Here is a 15,597-nt window from a genome sequence, read left to right on the forward strand (position 1 = left end):
CCCGGTCATGCTTCCCGCGCCTTCGCGCCGTCCGGTTCTGTCAGGGTCGCCGCCACGGAGATCGTACCCTGCGCCGGCCCCAGGCTGCCTATCGCCGACCATACGCGGCCGTTGGCGGCATAGGCCCATGATCCGTCCTGCAGCATGCGCAACGCGTTCGGTCGCCCCGGCCAGCGCAGCAGACGCATGACGGGATTGCGACCGTCCCGCTCGGCATGCGGATCGAGCGCACCACCGGGACCGGACTGGATCCCCGGCACGATGCGGCCGGCCTCGTGCGCGGACAGCGTGCCGTCCTGATGGCGGGCCACGACGAAGTCGCCGCGACCGTACCACTGACCGACGCCGTCGCGGGCGTACGGCCCCCTCGGGTAGAGCGGGTTCACCTTACGGACGTAACCGAGACGGCCGGAGTCCGCGTAGGTGTCGTTCTGACGATCCTGCCAGTGCCACTCGCGTTCGTTCGGCCACCAGAAGCGCATGCCCCGCCAGGCGAGACGCTCGTCGACGTCGTACGGCGGCTCGACCCATGGCCCCTGCTCCTTTTCGTCCCAGTCGTCGGGTTTCGGCGGCGGCATCGATCCCAGGGTCGGACTGTCCGAATAGAACCAGACGGGCATGTAGTGATCGACCAACACCTCGTCGTTCACGCTGCCGCTGGCGCTGTACGCCGGCCAGATGATGGCGGTGCGCCAGCCGTTGGGGCTGTAGACGAACTCGGTGGGGAACGTGCCGCCGCGATATCGGAACTGCCGATACTGCGGGTGCCCCTCCCACACGATGTCGTACGATCCGTCGCGGCGGCGATAGACGTCGAACGACAGCGGCTCGCCGGTGCTGGGACTGGCTGCGGCATCGACCCGCGTGGACCGTGCGACCGAGCTGCCGGTCACGCCGACCTGCGCGATGCCGCCCGCGCGGAGCAGGACCGTGACGAACAGATAGGTGGCGCGTCGTTCCGTGACCGTGATCGGCGGCATGTTCGCGGCATGGTACCAGTTCAGCGTGCCCTCGAGCGGTGCGGCCATATGGTTCGTGCCGTAACCGGGGCGACCGACGGTGTAGTACGTCCGCTCATCGGTCGTGGCGCGACGGACGTAGCTCTCCTCATATCGCAGGCAGCCGGTCGCCAGCACGGCGTCGAGGCCGACCGGCGAGATCGGTCGCAGGAATTCCCAGCCGTACGACTGGTCGCGCTCCTCGATCACGGCATCGCTCGGCGGCACGAAGCCGTTGTCGCGTCCGAGCTGCCGGGCCTGGGCCGGGGTCAGGTCGGCGATGCGGCGCACGGTGCCGGCGGCGTCCACGGTCCAGCCGAGCCATGGCCGACCGCTCGGATCGGTGGACTTGTCCCCGGTGATCGCGGTCGCGGCGAGGCGCAGAACGACGCCCAGGTCGCGCGCGACGCAGACCCCCTCGCCGTACGCCATGTTGGGGATGTAGCTGCTCTGGATGACGATGATGTGGTCGGGCTTCGTGCTCTGCCCGCTGCTGGTGCCGTTGCTCTGCAACTCCCACGGCCAATCCGCCGTCGCGCCGGTGTCAGTGCTGCCGTTCCGGCCGGACAGCGACCAGCTGGGGCGCGAATAGCCGAAGGGGTTGCCGGAGTCGCCGATGCCGGTCGAGGACATGCCGATCGCGACGTTCTCGGAAGCCCAACCCCGGTAAGGACCGAGCGAGCGCGGAGCCTGCCGGTCACTGCCCTTGTCGCGCAGCCGGATCGTACGCGCCTCGCCGACGCCGCCGCCATGGTTGAGCTGCTCGTACGTGCCGTAGCGCCCTTCCGCATCGCGGAACGGATCGCCGGCATCGCTCCACTGCGGCCAGCCGGCAGCCGGATCGACCGTGATCAGCGTGCCGTCCTTCAGCGTCAGGATGCGACCGCCGGGTATGATCCAGTGCGTCGACACGGCCGGAGCGGAGACGCCGGCCATCAGCAGCTTGCGCCAGAGCATCAGCCGGCCTCGTAGCCGGACGCGACCAGCTGCAGTTCCCAGTTGCTGCCGAGATCCGGACCGCCCCACCAGTCGGCTACCCACTTGTCGCGGTTGGCGTCGGCCCGCGTGCGGTCCTTGGTACCGAGCGGCACCTCGACACCGGAGAAGGCGTAATCGTTGCCGTTGCGGATGACGCGCAGCACGATGCCGGAGACGCGGTTGCGATCGCGGCCCGCATCGATCTGACCCCTGGGGATCACCGCCGGCGGGGCGAACGAGATCGTCGCCGTCCCCGCCAGGCTGATGTTCCAGACGTTCGCGATCTTGGGATCCACGACGATCGAACCGCCGGCGTTGATGACGTACGCCTGCTCGTTGAAGGTGCCGATCTCCATCTCGAGCTGCGGCGTATGGTGCCAGACATTGCCGGTCTCGGTGTGCGCAGATCCTGACGTGGTCAGCAGCCGCGCCTCGATCCGCTGCCTGCCCTCGGGTGCGGGTGCGTCCCGGCCCATGGTGGCGACGGACGACGCGGCGCGCGACGGTGCGGGCGTCGGCACCTGCGCACCCGCCTGGCGCGGCGGTTCCTGGAACTGACGGATTGCGTCGTCGATCATCTGGTCGAGATCCCGCGGAAGCCCTGGTAGGGCGAGACGGCGATCATGATAGGCATGACGGTCTCTCCGCCGCCGGTCGGCAGCACGGTCACGCGGATCGAGGTCGGCACCTCGTCAAGCGCATCTCCGAGATCACGCCCGTTCGCCGCCGCCTGCTGGAGGTGTGCGATCTGCGCAGGTGCGTCGTTGGTGACGGTCACCTTGGCGATGCCCATCTGCGGAGCGTACGGTGCGACATAGGCCGGAGCGGCGTACGCGACGCGCGACCAGTTCGGCCCCCACGCCACGACGCGCCCGCCGGTGCCGCCAGCCCGCCCGGAACCGCTGCTTACGCCGAGCGTGACGCTGAGCGTCGCCTCGGAGGCGCTCAGGTGCAGCTTGTAGCTCTTGACCTTGCCGATCGCTTCCGAGCCTTCGCCGGGGATGATGCCGGGGGCGACGACCCGCATGGTGTCGCGCGTCGAGATGCCCAGCACGTCCAGCGGCTCGACCTCGATCTCCACTTCCCAGTTGCGTTGACTGTAGGCGAGCCGCTGAGCCGCAGCGGCCGCAGCGTGATCGATCGACAGCCAGCCGCGCACGGTGTTGAAGAACGACGCGGCCATCGGTGAGCCGAGCGGCGAACCGTCGGCGATCACAAGCTCCCAGCGGTACACCCTGCGACCGAGATCGTCCTCATAGACGCGGTCGATCCAGAGCGACTCGGTCGCGTCGTGCGCCTTGAGCGAGCGCCAGATGAAGCCGGCGAACCGCACGATCGCCCCTTGGGCGTAGTGGATGTTCGGCTGCCAGTCGGGCACGGCCACGTCGAGCTGCAGCCGGTCCAGCTTGATCTCGATCGTCTCGCTGTCGGTCGATGCGCCCTGCCCTGCGTTGTACACGCTGAACCGCACCTCCTCGCGCCGCTTCGTCTCGCTTGTCGCACCGAGGGACAGGACCGGCTTGAGCCAGTACCGGCGAAGCCGCACGGCCTGAGGCTGCGTCGCACCTGGCCGGAACGTGCGAGCGGCCGCTGCCGCCTGCGCGAACTCGACGACCTCGGTCGAGCCCTGGGGCGGATCAAGCACCTCGAGATCGCCGTCGGACACGATGTAGCCGCCGCTGAAGTCGCTGCCCGGCTTCGCCCAGTCCTTCGCCAGATCCTCGGGCGCCAGCGTGGACAGCTCGCCGCCGGCCGCCGCCTCGATCATCTTGCGGACCTCGAACTCGGCGATGCGCCGCTCGGTCCATTCGGCCGACAGCACCACATCGACGCGGCCGAGGGGCTTGCCGTTGCGGCGGACGCGACACGCGCCCTGCACATGGCGGGCACCGATGTCATGGTGCGTACCGCCACCGCCGACGATCGCCGAGGACAGGACCGGTCGGCGCGTGGTTCTCGACCAGCACACCAGCGACGGAATGGCATCCAGCCGCTCGACCGGATCGGAGATATCACCTGCGCACGGGTCCGCGAACGGCAGGCCGATTGTGGCGAGCACGGCGTCGCGCAGCGTCTGCCAGTCGTCCCGCCGCGCTTCGTAGCGCAGGGTCACGTCCGCGCCGCCCATTTCCACGTCACCGGCATCATCGAGCGTGCCGTCAAACAGCAGAACGGTGTCGACGCGCTTCAGGTCGGCGTCGAGTCGATCGACCGACACCAGAATGCGAGGACGACCGCCGACCAGCGTGTCGATGCCGACACCCTTGTTCTCGAACGCGATCTCCATGACGGGGAACTCACCCTCGTCCTCGGAGATGGTCACGTCATAGGTCGGCAGATCGACGACGCGGTCCGCCTCGGCCGACCAGTTGCGGTTCTCGTCGCACAGGCGGGACCAAATACGGCCCAGCTGGACGGGCTCGCCGCTCATGGTGTCGCCTCCGGTGCAACCTCTTCGAGGTCGTACGCCCAGTCGGATTCTGCTGCGAGCGTGTTTCCGCCGTAGTCGAAATCCAGCACCATCATGATTAGGCGCGGGCACCAGTACGTCTTGTAGGCCGTTGGCCATGCAGCGGGATCGACGATCTCGCGATCGAACTCGTCCTTGTAAACGACACTGCTGCCGACCGCGATCGGCCGACGAAGGTCCTGCTCGGGAATATAGCCGTCCTCAGGGAGCGGCAGCGTGCAGTCGAGCGTGATGATGTCGTTTCGCACCAAGGCAAGCGGCGCGACCATATAGCTGCCGGACAGCTTTACCGAGAACATACGCGACGGCAGCCGGCTGCGGGACGAGGCGCGCAGCGTCCAGTTCACATCTCGCCGCGCTGCCGGAACGTCCGCGATCGAACCGTAGCGCATCGTCACGCCGCGATGTGCCGCCAGCGAGATGATCCGCCCGTTGATGCTTGGGACGACGCGCGACAGATCCATCACCTATGCCCCCTCGGCTTTGCCTGCCGGGCACGTCCGGCGGTGGCGCGATCGAACACCCGCTTCATGCCGTCCGCGAAGTCGTCGTCGACGCGGCCGCTGGCGACGCCGACGCCCGGCATGACGAAGCTCATCGGGCGACCCGTGCCGCCGGATGATACCTCGATCACGTCCGCCGGCGCGGCGAAGGGGCTGAAGGTCTGGTTGTTCAGGCTGTCGATGAAGCGCTCGCCGCCGTAGTGGCGGGTCGCAGCCGCGTTGATCACGCCTTCGCGGTTCGACAGCATGGCGGGGATGCTGTCGGACGTGCCGGTGCCGGGACCACGGACATATCCGCCGCTGGCGAAGCCGAAGACCGAGCTGACCTTGCTCAGGATGATCTTGCCGCCCTTGATCAGGTCACCGAAGCCGTAGCCGCCGGTGATCACCTTCATGATCCCGTCGATGATCTTCTTGGCGGCCTGGAAGGGGTTGGTCAGGATCTCGGTGATGCCTTCCCAGATCTGCTTCACGCCATCGAAGGTGCCTTTGACCTTGTCCCATACCGCGCCGAAGAACCACTTGATCACGGCCCAGACGGCGGCGACGACGGTGTCGACTGCCTTCCGGAACGTCTCGAAGTGGGTGTAGGCGTAGATGAAACCGGCCACGAGCGCGGCGATTGCCAGCACGATCCAGCCGACCGGGCTGCTGAGCAGCGTGAACGCCGTCATCGCCCCGCGCACGATGGTCGACACGGTGCTGATCGTCGCGGCGAAGGCGGAGAACGCGCCGGTCACCTTGGCGATGACCATGAACGCCAGGATCTTGCGACCGGCCTCTTCGCCGAACAGGCCGAAGAACGCCTGGTGGATGGTCGTGATCGCCGAGATCATGATGTCAGCTGCGGCCTTGATCGCAGGCCACCACTCCGCAAGGATGCCCGGAATCCTCTGCAGGATCGGCATGAGTTCGTTCTGGATGAAGTCGCGCAGCGGCAGCACCCACTTGTACCGATCGGCGACGTTGCCGTCGTTGCCGGCGAACGCCTGACGCATGGCGTAGATGACGCCGGGAATGTCGAACGCGAGTTGGAACAGCGTCTGCCTCAGCCAGGCGAAACCGGCGGCGGACCGATCGGCCCACCCGGTCATGTCCAGGCCGAGAGCGATCCGCATCTGATCGATCCATTGGCGAGCATAGAAGCGTACGAGCTCGTACTGCGCGGCGAGCCGCTGAAGCATCGCCGGCACACCCTCGAGACCGCGGCCGATCGCGGCACCGAACTGCGTCAGCTTGCCCGTCGATGCGAGCCGATCGACCAGCTGCTGCGCACTGGTGGCGATTACGCCCAGGCCCTTGGCCAACCCCGCATTCGAAACCTCGGCGCGGGCGAGGAAGATGCTGTTCTTCAGGCGCGCCACCGACGCTGCAGGACCGTTGGCCAGTTCCGCCGCCTTGCCGCCGAAGTTCTTGCTCATCCCGCGCGCGAGCGCCGTCAACGCCACCTCGGCGCTGATGCCGTCCGCCTGCATCTTCACGAACTGCTGAGCGGTGACGCCCAGTTCCTGCTGCAGGATCTTGTTCGCCGGAATGCCCGCCTCGGCCAGCTGCTGAGCCTCTTCTGCCGACCATTTCTGCTTGCTGGCGACCTGCGCGATCGCGATGCCGGCACGTGACGTCTCGTCGGCAGACAGGCTCATCGCGCGGCTGGTCTGGAGCAGCCCGCGAAAGATCATGTCCGTCTGCTTGCCGGCGAGGCTCGTGCCCTTGGTGGCGTTCGCGAGCTGGACGAACCCCGGCGCGACCTTCTCGACCTCCTGGCCGAGTTCGTTGGCTACACCGATGATGCGCTTCCACTGATCCTCGACGCCCACGCTGACATTGCGCGAAGCCGAGATTTCGGCCTCGAGGGAGCGGATCTGCTGAAGGACGGGACCGGACTGGGAGATCGGCGTTCGATCGAACTCCGCCCGGGCGTCCGCCAGCTTCTGCTGCAGTTCACCAGTACGATCGATCGCGACCTCGATACCCGCCTTGAAGCCGGTCACCGCGTTCCCGGCATCGAACTCCTTCTGGATCTCGAGACCGGCAACGGCCGCAGCCAAGGTGCCGACAAGAGCGGTCACCCTGGCGATGTTCTGCAATCCACGGATCGAGACCGTCACCGGCTTCGCCATCGCCTCAAGCGATGCACGGGCCTGCTGTGACGACTTAACCATATGCGCGAACGTCAGCCGCGCCTGCGCCTGCATGGCCTTGAACGAGGCGATCGTCTGCGTGAGACCGACCGCGCGGATCGCAACGGCGATGCCCGGATTGCTGCCGGTGCCGGAGATGTACCGGCCGCGTGCGTCTCTAGCCTGCGCCATTGCCCCCTCCGAGTTCGTTGATGTAGCGCTTCACCGCTTCGGGCTTGCCCCGGCTGCCCATCGTCATCGTCTGCACGTCGCGGATGGTTTCACGCGCCTGCATGCCGCGAAGGACACGCCAATGCGTCCAGATCTCGGCGAAGCTCATGCGCATGGGATCCGGCGACTGGAGCCCGGCGAGCCGCAGCTCGATCGCCCAGCCGATCGCGATGGCCAGCGCGGGCGGACCGGCGCCGGCCTTTTCGCCCTTCCCGCGCTTGGCCTTGGGCAGTTTCAGGCCGAGCGCTTCGAAAAACCCTCGTCGGGCGTCTTCATCGACAGCTCCTGCGCCGCCACGATGATGCGGATCTGCTCCGACTGGTCGAACAGCGCGGCGACCTGGGCCTCGGCTTCGGGGTTGTCACGGTGACCGAGCGCGACGGTGGCCATCGCCACGTTGTAGGCGCTCATGGTCGCGAGCATCTCGAGCTTGGCCGGATCGAGCTTCGACAGGTCCATGTTCTCGTCGTCGAACGCGGCGAGGTCCAGGTCCTGGATCTGAGTGATGCTCGGAAACCGCTTCAGCAGCAGCACCAGCTCTTCCGGTCCCACCTTCTGAATCTTGAACTTCTCGCCGCGGATCTCGACGTGATGGTCGGGCGCGACCAGGTCGAAGATCGAGGTGTAGGAGGTCGTGGCGGGCATGATCGTTGTGTCCTGTCAGAGCGCGATGGCCCGGCCGACCGAAGCCGACCGGGCGCTCGTTCGCGGGGTTATGCCTGAGGCTTGGCCGGGTAGACGGTGAGCTTGCCGAAGCTGCCGGTCTGGTCGGCGAGCAGTTCGACCTCAATCTCGGCCTCGACGGCGTCGTTCTCGCCGATCAGCGGCAGCTCGCTCGACATGCGCTGGAGGCCCAGCGGCATTTCGATGCGGTACGGCTTCTTATCGAGCTCGAACGAGCGCAGGATCATGTCGATCTGCCGGGTCGGCGAGCGTCCCATGTCGGCGACGATCGCGCCGGGGATCGCTGCGGCGGTGCCGGTGATCTTGACCGTGGCGGGCGCGTTCGCCGGCACAGCCTTGAACAGGATGACCTCGTCGTTCTCGATGAGGTCGTAGTGCTCGCCCTTGACCATTCCCGCAACGGCCGCGTCCGGGATCGGACGGCCGAGATCGACACGACGGCCGACGACCGGCTTGGCGATCTCCTTCTGCCAGTCCGCGATGGCGGGCAGACCGCCTTCGCGCTTCAGGCCCATGACCGACAGGACACGGACGTCCGGCGTGATCGACTGGGTCGTGTACGAGAAGGTGAAGGACCGCTCGCCGGGGAGCTGGCCCACCTTCACGCGAGTCTCGCCGTTTGGCGACCACACGTCGGTCGGCTCGTCCGTGCCCTGGATGTTGGCGACGGTGACGATGCCGGCGTGGATCTCCTCCTGCTGCGGCGTCCCGCGGTTAAGGACGAGCGCGAGGACGGCGCGGCCCTGAACCACGTCCTCCATCGACTTCGGGTTGAGGTTGCTGGTGCTCATGGTCGTGGCTCCTTTCAGCCCTTGCGGTCCGGCACGCCCTCGACCATCGGGACGACCAGTTCGAAGATGTACGGAAGAGCGACAGCCGGGTGCTTGCCGCCGAAGATGTCGATCTCGCCGCCGGCCAGCTTCACGTCGCGGGTGGCGATGCGGCGGACCGGGGATTCATCGGAAAGCAGTACGCGTTCGACCTCGACGCTGACGTCGTCCAACACGCCATCCTCGGCGGCGGTGTCGTTCACGATCAGGGCAACGCCGAAGGCGAAACCGCGATGGGTCGGCCTGGCACCCTGGATCGCGGCGTTGAGGCGCTGCGGCTCGAGATCGGCGACATGGTACACCATGATGACGCGCTCACCGCCGGCGGCGAGCTCGGCCGCGTGCTCGAGACGGTGCGTGGTCAGCACGCGCGTCCCCGCAATCCCGTCCAGGGTGGTGACGATAGCCTCGCGAAGTTGCCGCCTGATGTGCATGCGGTGATTGTACGGGCACCGATCCTTCCCGTGCGGCGACGGTCAGCGCGCGAGGATCAGACGATCAGCTCGATGACGTACACGTCGTTGCGCTCGGTCCGCAGCTTCCGGACGCGGTACGTTGCACCCTCGTGCAGGATGGTGTCGACCGGGTTGCCGTTGCGATCGACCCCCGGCCCGGTCCAGCCGGCGGGCATCTGGTCGCCGTGAACACGCGCGAGGATCCGCGACGTGTCGCCCTCGACGCCGCCCTTGCGGAACTGGTGCGTCTCGGCTTCGTCGATCGGGATGATGGCGACGTCGCGCACCTCCCCGGTCGCCGCGATCGTGTAGCGCGCGGGATCTGAGAGGTGCCGGAAACCGACGGCCACCATGCGGTCCCAGATCGACATGGTCAGGCCTCGTCGGCCGGCCAGGATTCGACCTTCAGCTCGGCACCGACGCGGTACTTGCCTGGGCAGGCCGGCTCGACGCGGAAGCCCTTGTCGATCCAGAACTGCGGATCGGCATCGGCCTCGAGGGTGGTCTGCAGCTTGCCGCCCACCTTCGTGAAGACGATGAAGAGCGCGGGGTTCTCGCTGACGTTCGGCAGCGTCGCGGTGTCGTCGGCGGTAGGCATCAGACCCTCCGGATCATGATCGAGGAACGGTACGAATTCTGCCACGCGTTCTCGCCGTCGTAGCCGAAGGTCTGGAGCAGCACGGCGGAGTCGCCGTTGTACGCAGGACCCTTGTACGTTGCCCCAGACAGGGCGATGGTGAACCCGGGAGAGAGGTAGATCAGACCCCGCGCAGACACATAGCCGCCCGGCATGGCGAGCAGTCGCATGATCGACAGTTCGCGGAAGCCGTTGCTGGGACCCATGGTGCCATAGCCGTCCGCGTACGGACCGACGCCGATGCTGATCGGAATGTTGTCGGCCTGCGACGCACCAGCGGCGTTCCAGATGGAGTATCGAAACTCGAGGCCGACGTTCGGCGGGAAGTCGATCTCCTGAGGCATTCTGGCCGAGATGAAGATCTCGTACACGCCACCCTTCACGGCCTTGATGTAGCTCTTACTGGCCGGCTCGACGCCATCGCGCGACGCGGGCCACACGAACTCGTCCGCGTTGTTCGAGACTAGCTTGTCACCCCGGATCGGCTGGCCGGTGACACCGTAGCTGGTGACGAAACGCGCCTGCCCATCGGTGTAGCTCGGCCCGCAGGTCCAGCCACCGATGGCGAGCATCTTCGACTGGGACGAGCCGCCACCACCGCCACCGGCCTGCAACGCGGCGATCTTTGCGTCCGCGCCGTCGGCACGCTCGTCGAGCACCAGGATCGCGTCCTCGGCGGCACCGACGCGGGTGATCAGCGCGGGATCGGTCCCGCCACCACCGCCGGCGGACGCGGATGCGACCGGCATCAATTTGACCTGCACGACGCGGCGGCGGGTCATGCGCTCGGTCACGATGCCGAACGATACGTGCGCGGCGGTGTCGGTCAGACCGGCGACCAGCGTCCAGGTGCCGTCCGTCGCCATGTGGACGGGGGATCCGGCCTCGACGGCGGCGACACCCGGCGCGAGATCGACCATCTGGTCGTACATGCCCTCGACGCACAAGTTCAGGTCGGCATCGACCGCAGCACCATGCTGGGTGATGCCGATCAGGCTGCCGAGGCGGTACGGCTGATCGCGGCGCACCTCGACGGCACCGGGACCGGCGTTGACGATGGTGATGACGCGTCCGGGGCTGGCGTAGCTCTGCATGGTCGATCTCGCGCGGGAGGATGGAGGGGCCGGCAGTGACCGGCCCCAGGTTGCTCAGCCGAGCAGCCTGACGCGGACGTCGGCGGTCTTGCCGGCCGCGATAGCGTCGAGCGTGTGGCCGAAGTGCGGGCCATCGGCCTGCGTGGTCGTCAGCGTACCGTCGGCCTTCAGATAGACCTTGGCACCCGCCGTCACGGCGTTGGCGCTGGTGACCGAGCGGTTGTACACCTCGGACACGCAGACGTTGAGCAGACCGCCATCGATCGTGTTGACCGGCCCCTGCGTCACGCCGGCGAGGTCGCCGATCTGCACGTTGAGGTCGCCGACCGGATACTTGACCCAGTCCGCTTCGGGAATGAGCACGGTGATGACCGTGCCGGGGGAGTCGTAGCTGCGCATGGTGGTCGTTCCCTCGCTGGATTTCGCCCGTCCGATCGGATCATCGGGCGTCTACGGGGGCCGGTGAACCGGCCCCCTGGGTTGATCAGACGGTGGCCTTCAGCCCGGCGTCCTCGGCGCTCGCCTTCACCAGGCCAGCGGCCTTGTAGGCGTCGGCATCGACGTAACCGGCGATGGCGTACGTGCTGCAAGCAGCGCCGTAGAAATCCATCTTGGCTTCCATCTCGACGCCGTCGAAGCCGCTCACCTGCGCCCACGGCTTGATCATGGGGCCGGTGTTACCGATCAGGCTGCCGTGCTGCAGGGCGGGCGTGCCCTCCTCCTTGTCAGCCAGAAGGAACCAGCTGTCGCCCTTGATCGACTTGTCGACCACGGTCGTCAGCTCGGTGTTGGTGTTCACCTTGCCCAGGGCCGCGAGGTTGGCGGTCGTGATGTTGACCGCCAGAGACTCGTTCTTCGGTCCGACGACCAGGAAGCGGGCGGTGATGCCCGGATCGGTGCCGTCGCGGAGCGTACGCTCGCCCATCAACACCTTGGCCTTGTCGACGTTCTCGGCCGACAGCGTGGAACCGGCGGGCAGCAGGTTCTTGCCGGGGATCAGCGCCTTGGACACCTTGCCCGTCGCGACCTTATAGGCCTCGATGAAGAGCGCGTGGTACACGATCGCGTTCTTCTGAATTGGAATGCGGCGCGAGAGCGAGCGGACCACGCCGGGGAACAGGCCCAGGCCGTCGTTCACGAACGCCTGGCGGGTGATCCGCAGGCCCAGCGCGAACGTCTTCAGCAGCACGTCGAACTCGCCGGTGCCAACGGTGCCGTACTGGATCTCGCCACCCTCGTTGACCAGCTTCAGCACCGGGAAGGTGTCGACGTCGATCGCCTTGTTCGGCAGGAAGTTCGGCAGGTCGCGGCTTTCGGACAGCTTCTCGTACGTCGGCGTCCGGCTGCCGCCGATGGTGATCAGCGTACGGCCGATGGCACCGCGCAGCGCCTCGCCGAAATCAGAGGTGACGTGGAAGGTGCGGGTGAAGACCTCGTTCGGGTCGTTACGCGCGATCACGTGACCGGCAGCGGCCAGGCTCTCCTCCGCCATGTCGCGGATCGAGTGACGCATGTACTCGGTCGCCAGTCCGGTGGGAGTAGTGTTGTTCATGCGGCAGACGATCGACTCGATCATCGCACCGACGCGGTCGCCACGAGTAGCAACATCGTTGCCGGCAGTGGTACCCGGGGTCTGACGACCACGAACTGCGGCGAGGGCCTGCAGCTTGAAGGCGTCGAGCGTCATGCTGACGTCGCCGATCGCGCGGGTCACGACAGCCGGGTCGAGCTGCAGCTCCTGACCGATGGTGTAGATCTCGGCCGAGCGGGCAGCGAAGGCGTTCGGATCGAACGTCACGACGTTCATCTGCGTGATGCCGGGCTGCTGCTGAACAACCGGCTGGTCGGCGCGGGTGATCACGGGCGCGTCGGCGACCGGAGCGGGGTTGGCACCGGTGGTGCCGATGGCAGTCGGATCCATGTTCTGGTTCTCCTGAGTGTTGGCCGCGCGGTTGGCGGTGATGCCGGCGGCATCGGCCGCGCGGGTTCCGGTGATGGCCGTGTCCGGCACGTCGGTGGACGCGCTGCGGATGCTGGCCTCGATGATGCCGCAGAGGATGTCGGCCGGCATGTCCGTAGCCGACAGTTCCACGGGGATGATCTCGTGCACGATGCACGTCGGGTAGAGTTCGTTCTCGCCCGCCTCGATCAGCTCGGACCGCTTGTGTCGGTAGCCGAGGGACACGCCGCCGGTGATCCGGTCGGCCACGTCCATGCGATAGCCCTTGACGTCATCGCGCTTGGACAGGCGGATGCTGCGCGCGACCACCTCGCCATCGGTCACCTCGAGCCGGTCAACGCGGCCGAGCAGCGCGCCGGACCAGTGACAGTGGTCACGGTAGAACGGGATGCCGTTTTGCGCATCGACGACGCTGGTGTCGACGCTGTCCGGGGTGATGGTCAGCACCTCCCAGACGATGCGGCGATAGGCCGGATGCCACATGAGGCGCTTCGTGCCGCGCGAGGCCACGGCGTCGAAGCTGAACGCCTCACCGTCCTTGATCTCGACGTTCTCGGGCTCGCCGCCCGTCGCGCCCTCGGCGGCGTCGCCCTCGGCCCGCACGTGCACCGCGCGAGTGAAGACCGGATCGGTCGAGATGAAGCGGTTCACGGCGCGCGTGAACTCCGCCGAACCCGGCTCGATGCCGGACACGCCCATGGCACCGATGATGCCGATGGCGGTCGTCGCCAGCTGCTGGGATCGGGTGATCGTGGTCACTTCGGATGCCTCTTCTTCGCCTGGCGGGCCTGGCGCGGCGTCTGCTCGCCCCCGGTTCCGTCCGTTGCATCCGATTGTACCGTGGCCGAATCTTCCCGTGCGGCGGGCGACTTCGCGGCCGCTTCCGCCTCGGCGAGCGCTCCGCCGAAGCCCTCCGGCAGGAAGCCCTCCAGGCCGAGCGACTTGGCGTAGGCGCGAATTTCGGCGATCGTATCGAGCGTCTTCCGCCAATCCTCGCCACGGTCCGACTTCACCTGGGCGAGGTCGGTCACGCCGGCCTTGAGCTCGATCAGCAGCGCCATGGCGTCCTTGACCGGATCGACGGACGCCGCCTTGGGCAGGCCCCAGTCCATCTTCTCCGGCGCCATCTCAGCCCAGCGGCCCTTCAGATAGCCGAGGAAGGAGAAGAACATCACGACCGGCAGGCACAGCTGTGGGATCAGCACCAGCCACTGGTGCATCTCGACCTGGTCGCGGAACTGGATCGTTCCGGCGCGGAAGCTGGTGTAGCTGACGTCTGACAGGTCGCCGGTCATAAGCTCGTACGGCACGCCGATGCCGGTCGCGATGTCGTGCAGCGTCTGCCGCGCGAACACCTCCAGCCCGCCGCTGGCGATCGGAGACGCGAACGTCGCCTTCTCGCCCGGGTTGAGCCGCTGGACGATGCCGGGCTTGAGGTGCAGCACGGGAGGCGCGCCGGGGCGATCAGGCGCGGACGTCTGTCCCAGCGCCGGGTCGATCGGCATGCCGCCGTTGGCGGGGACGCTGGTCGCCGCGGTCTCGATGAAGCCGGAGAAGCAGGCCTCGACCTGGGCGCGGGTCAGCAGAGCGCGCTCGTAGATGTCCAGCGCTTCCATCCTTGTCCCGGCGATGGCGAGGCCGGGTTCGCCGCGCAGATTGCCGCGCATCGGGTTGGCGATGTGCAGGATCTCGCCGGAACGGCCGTCGAAGATCGGCAGGCGGATCTTCTCGCGCACGCCGACGTCCATCGGGTCCTCGGCGTTCTTCGCGTACGCCCAGACGGCCACCTTGCGACCGCGCTTGTTCACCTCGATGCCGGCGATCACCCGGTTGCCGTTCGGCGCGGTCCAACTCTCGGTCGCAACCTGCTCGGATTCGATCAACTCGAGCTGCAGCGGGATGTCGAGACCGAGCGCGTTCGCCTCGGCGTCGTCGAGGACGTGGAAGCGCAGGAAGCATTCGCCGGCTTCCCAGAACTGCCAATCGACCCGGTGCATCAGGCCGTACCAGTCATGGGTCCCGGTCACGTCGGCCTTGGCGATCCATTTGCGCCATGCCTTCTCCATCGCCTCCTGCGTCCGCTTGTTGTCGGACGAGAAGATCGGCGTGATGCCGTAGCGGACGCTGGCAGCGGCCAGAACGCGCACCGCCGCGCGGGCGTGTGGGTTGTTGCGGACGAGATCACGGCAACTGGCGACCAGCCGCTGGTGCGACGGCGCAAGCAGCGACGTGCCGGAGCCAGCGGTGTGGAAGCGACCGGATCCGCCGAACGGATCGTCGAAGTCGTACGCGCCGCGCAACCGGCCACGACGGTCGTCGACGCCGCGCGTCATCACGTCGCTGCCGACGTCGCCAGGCACGCCCAGCAACGCCGTCTTCGTCGCGGCCCAAGCGCGGGAGAAGAAGCCGGTCTGCGCAGCCATCAGAGATCGACCACGATCTGGACGGCCGAAGGACCGCGATGCACGGGCGCAGCAGTAGCAGCGAGCTCCGCCGAAATGGCCTGATCCAGAGCCAGCATGTCGGCGATCGAGTGGAATACCATCCGACGACCGCCCATGCTGGTTTCACGCACACCCTCCAGCATGCAAGCTCGGAGCTTGGCGCGGTCAGCTTCGGTGTAGCCCATGCTCATCG

At 67.2% G+C, this 15,597-nt stretch carries 16 protein-coding genes; all 16 read right to left on the minus strand.

The genetic code is table 11. From position 1 onward, the window contains the following. Positions 1-5: 5 nt before the first annotated feature. Positions 6-1,955 (minus strand): hypothetical protein, encoded by a 1,950-nt coding sequence (locus tag NZL82_RS01560; protein ID WP_261268018.1) that lies wholly within the window; start codon positions 1,953-1,955, stop codon positions 6-8. After that, a complete protein-coding gene (locus NZL82_RS01565; RefSeq protein WP_261268019.1) occupies positions 1,955-2,554 on the minus strand; it encodes a hypothetical protein in 600 nt (199 codons plus the stop codon). Before NZL82_RS01565 ends, NZL82_RS01560 begins: the two co-directional genes overlap by 1 nt. Beyond that, complete coding sequence (locus NZL82_RS01570) at positions 2,551-4,407, minus strand: hypothetical protein (RefSeq protein ID WP_261268020.1); 1,857 nt, start codon at positions 4,405-4,407, stop codon at positions 2,551-2,553. Before NZL82_RS01570 ends, NZL82_RS01565 begins: the two co-directional genes overlap by 4 nt. Further along, positions 4,404-4,910 carry a hypothetical protein gene (locus NZL82_RS01575; RefSeq protein ID WP_261268021.1) on the minus strand — a complete coding sequence of 169 codons (507 nt, stop codon included), beginning with the start codon at positions 4,908-4,910 and terminating at the stop codon, positions 4,404-4,406. Before NZL82_RS01575 ends, NZL82_RS01570 begins: the two co-directional genes overlap by 4 nt. After that, entirely contained in the window at positions 4,910-7,261 is a 2,352-nt protein-coding gene (locus NZL82_RS01580) for a tape measure protein (protein ID WP_261268022.1), read from the minus strand. Before NZL82_RS01580 ends, NZL82_RS01575 begins: the two co-directional genes overlap by 1 nt. Beyond that, positions 7,248-7,409: a hypothetical protein gene (locus NZL82_RS01585; RefSeq protein ID WP_261268023.1), complete on the minus strand. Its 162-nt coding sequence runs from the start codon at positions 7,407-7,409 to the stop codon at positions 7,248-7,250. Before NZL82_RS01585 ends, NZL82_RS01580 begins: the two co-directional genes overlap by 14 nt. 125 nt (positions 7,410-7,534) lie before the next feature. Further along, on the minus strand, positions 7,535-7,945 hold the full coding sequence (locus NZL82_RS01590) for a hypothetical protein (RefSeq protein WP_261268024.1): 411 nt from the start codon (positions 7,943-7,945) through the stop codon (positions 7,535-7,537). A gap of 68 nt (positions 7,946-8,013) precedes the next feature. Further along, positions 8,014-8,775: a hypothetical protein gene (locus tag NZL82_RS01595; protein ID WP_261268025.1), complete on the minus strand. Its 762-nt coding sequence runs from the start codon at positions 8,773-8,775 to the stop codon at positions 8,014-8,016. A 14-nt stretch (positions 8,776-8,789) separates the two neighbouring features. Then, a complete protein-coding gene (locus NZL82_RS01600; protein WP_261268026.1) occupies positions 8,790-9,248 on the minus strand; it encodes a hypothetical protein in 459 nt (152 codons plus the stop codon). A gap of 56 nt (positions 9,249-9,304) precedes the next feature. Continuing rightward, on the minus strand, positions 9,305-9,640 hold the full coding sequence (locus NZL82_RS01605; protein WP_261268027.1) for a hypothetical protein: 336 nt from the start codon (positions 9,638-9,640) through the stop codon (positions 9,305-9,307). A 2-nt stretch (positions 9,641-9,642) separates the two neighbouring features. Further along, the gene (locus NZL82_RS01610) at positions 9,643-9,867 is read right to left on the minus strand and encodes a hypothetical protein (RefSeq protein WP_261268028.1); all 225 of its coding nucleotides are present in this window, start codon (positions 9,865-9,867) and stop codon (positions 9,643-9,645) included. After that, positions 9,867-11,000, minus strand: a complete 1,134-nt coding sequence (locus NZL82_RS01615; RefSeq protein ID WP_261268029.1) for a DUF2190 family protein — start codon at positions 10,998-11,000, stop codon at positions 9,867-9,869. The genes NZL82_RS01610 and NZL82_RS01615 overlap by 1 nt, the downstream gene beginning before the upstream one ends. Positions 11,001-11,054: 54 nt before the next feature. Further along, positions 11,055-11,399, minus strand: coding sequence for a DUF2190 family protein (locus NZL82_RS01620; RefSeq protein ID WP_261268030.1), 345 nt, complete (start codon positions 11,397-11,399; stop codon positions 11,055-11,057). An 85-nt stretch (positions 11,400-11,484) separates the two neighbouring features. Beyond that, positions 11,485-13,719: a Mu-like prophage major head subunit gpT family protein gene (locus NZL82_RS01625; RefSeq protein WP_261268031.1), complete on the minus strand. Its 2,235-nt coding sequence runs from the start codon at positions 13,717-13,719 to the stop codon at positions 11,485-11,487. Continuing rightward, the gene (locus tag NZL82_RS01630; RefSeq protein WP_261268032.1) at positions 13,716-15,383 is read right to left on the minus strand and encodes a phage portal protein; all 1,668 of its coding nucleotides are present in this window, start codon (positions 15,381-15,383) and stop codon (positions 13,716-13,718) included. Before NZL82_RS01630 ends, NZL82_RS01625 begins: the two co-directional genes overlap by 4 nt. Continuing rightward, positions 15,383-15,595: a phage head-tail joining protein gene (locus NZL82_RS01635; protein WP_261268033.1), complete on the minus strand. Its 213-nt coding sequence runs from the start codon at positions 15,593-15,595 to the stop codon at positions 15,383-15,385. Before NZL82_RS01635 ends, NZL82_RS01630 begins: the two co-directional genes overlap by 1 nt. Positions 15,596-15,597 lie beyond the last annotated feature (2 nt).

Origin of the sequence: Sphingomonas sp. LC-1 (genome assembly GCF_025371035.1) — a bacterium.
GTDB classification, from domain to species: Bacteria; Pseudomonadota; Alphaproteobacteria; order Sphingomonadales; family Sphingomonadaceae; genus Sphingomonas; species Sphingomonas sanguinis_E.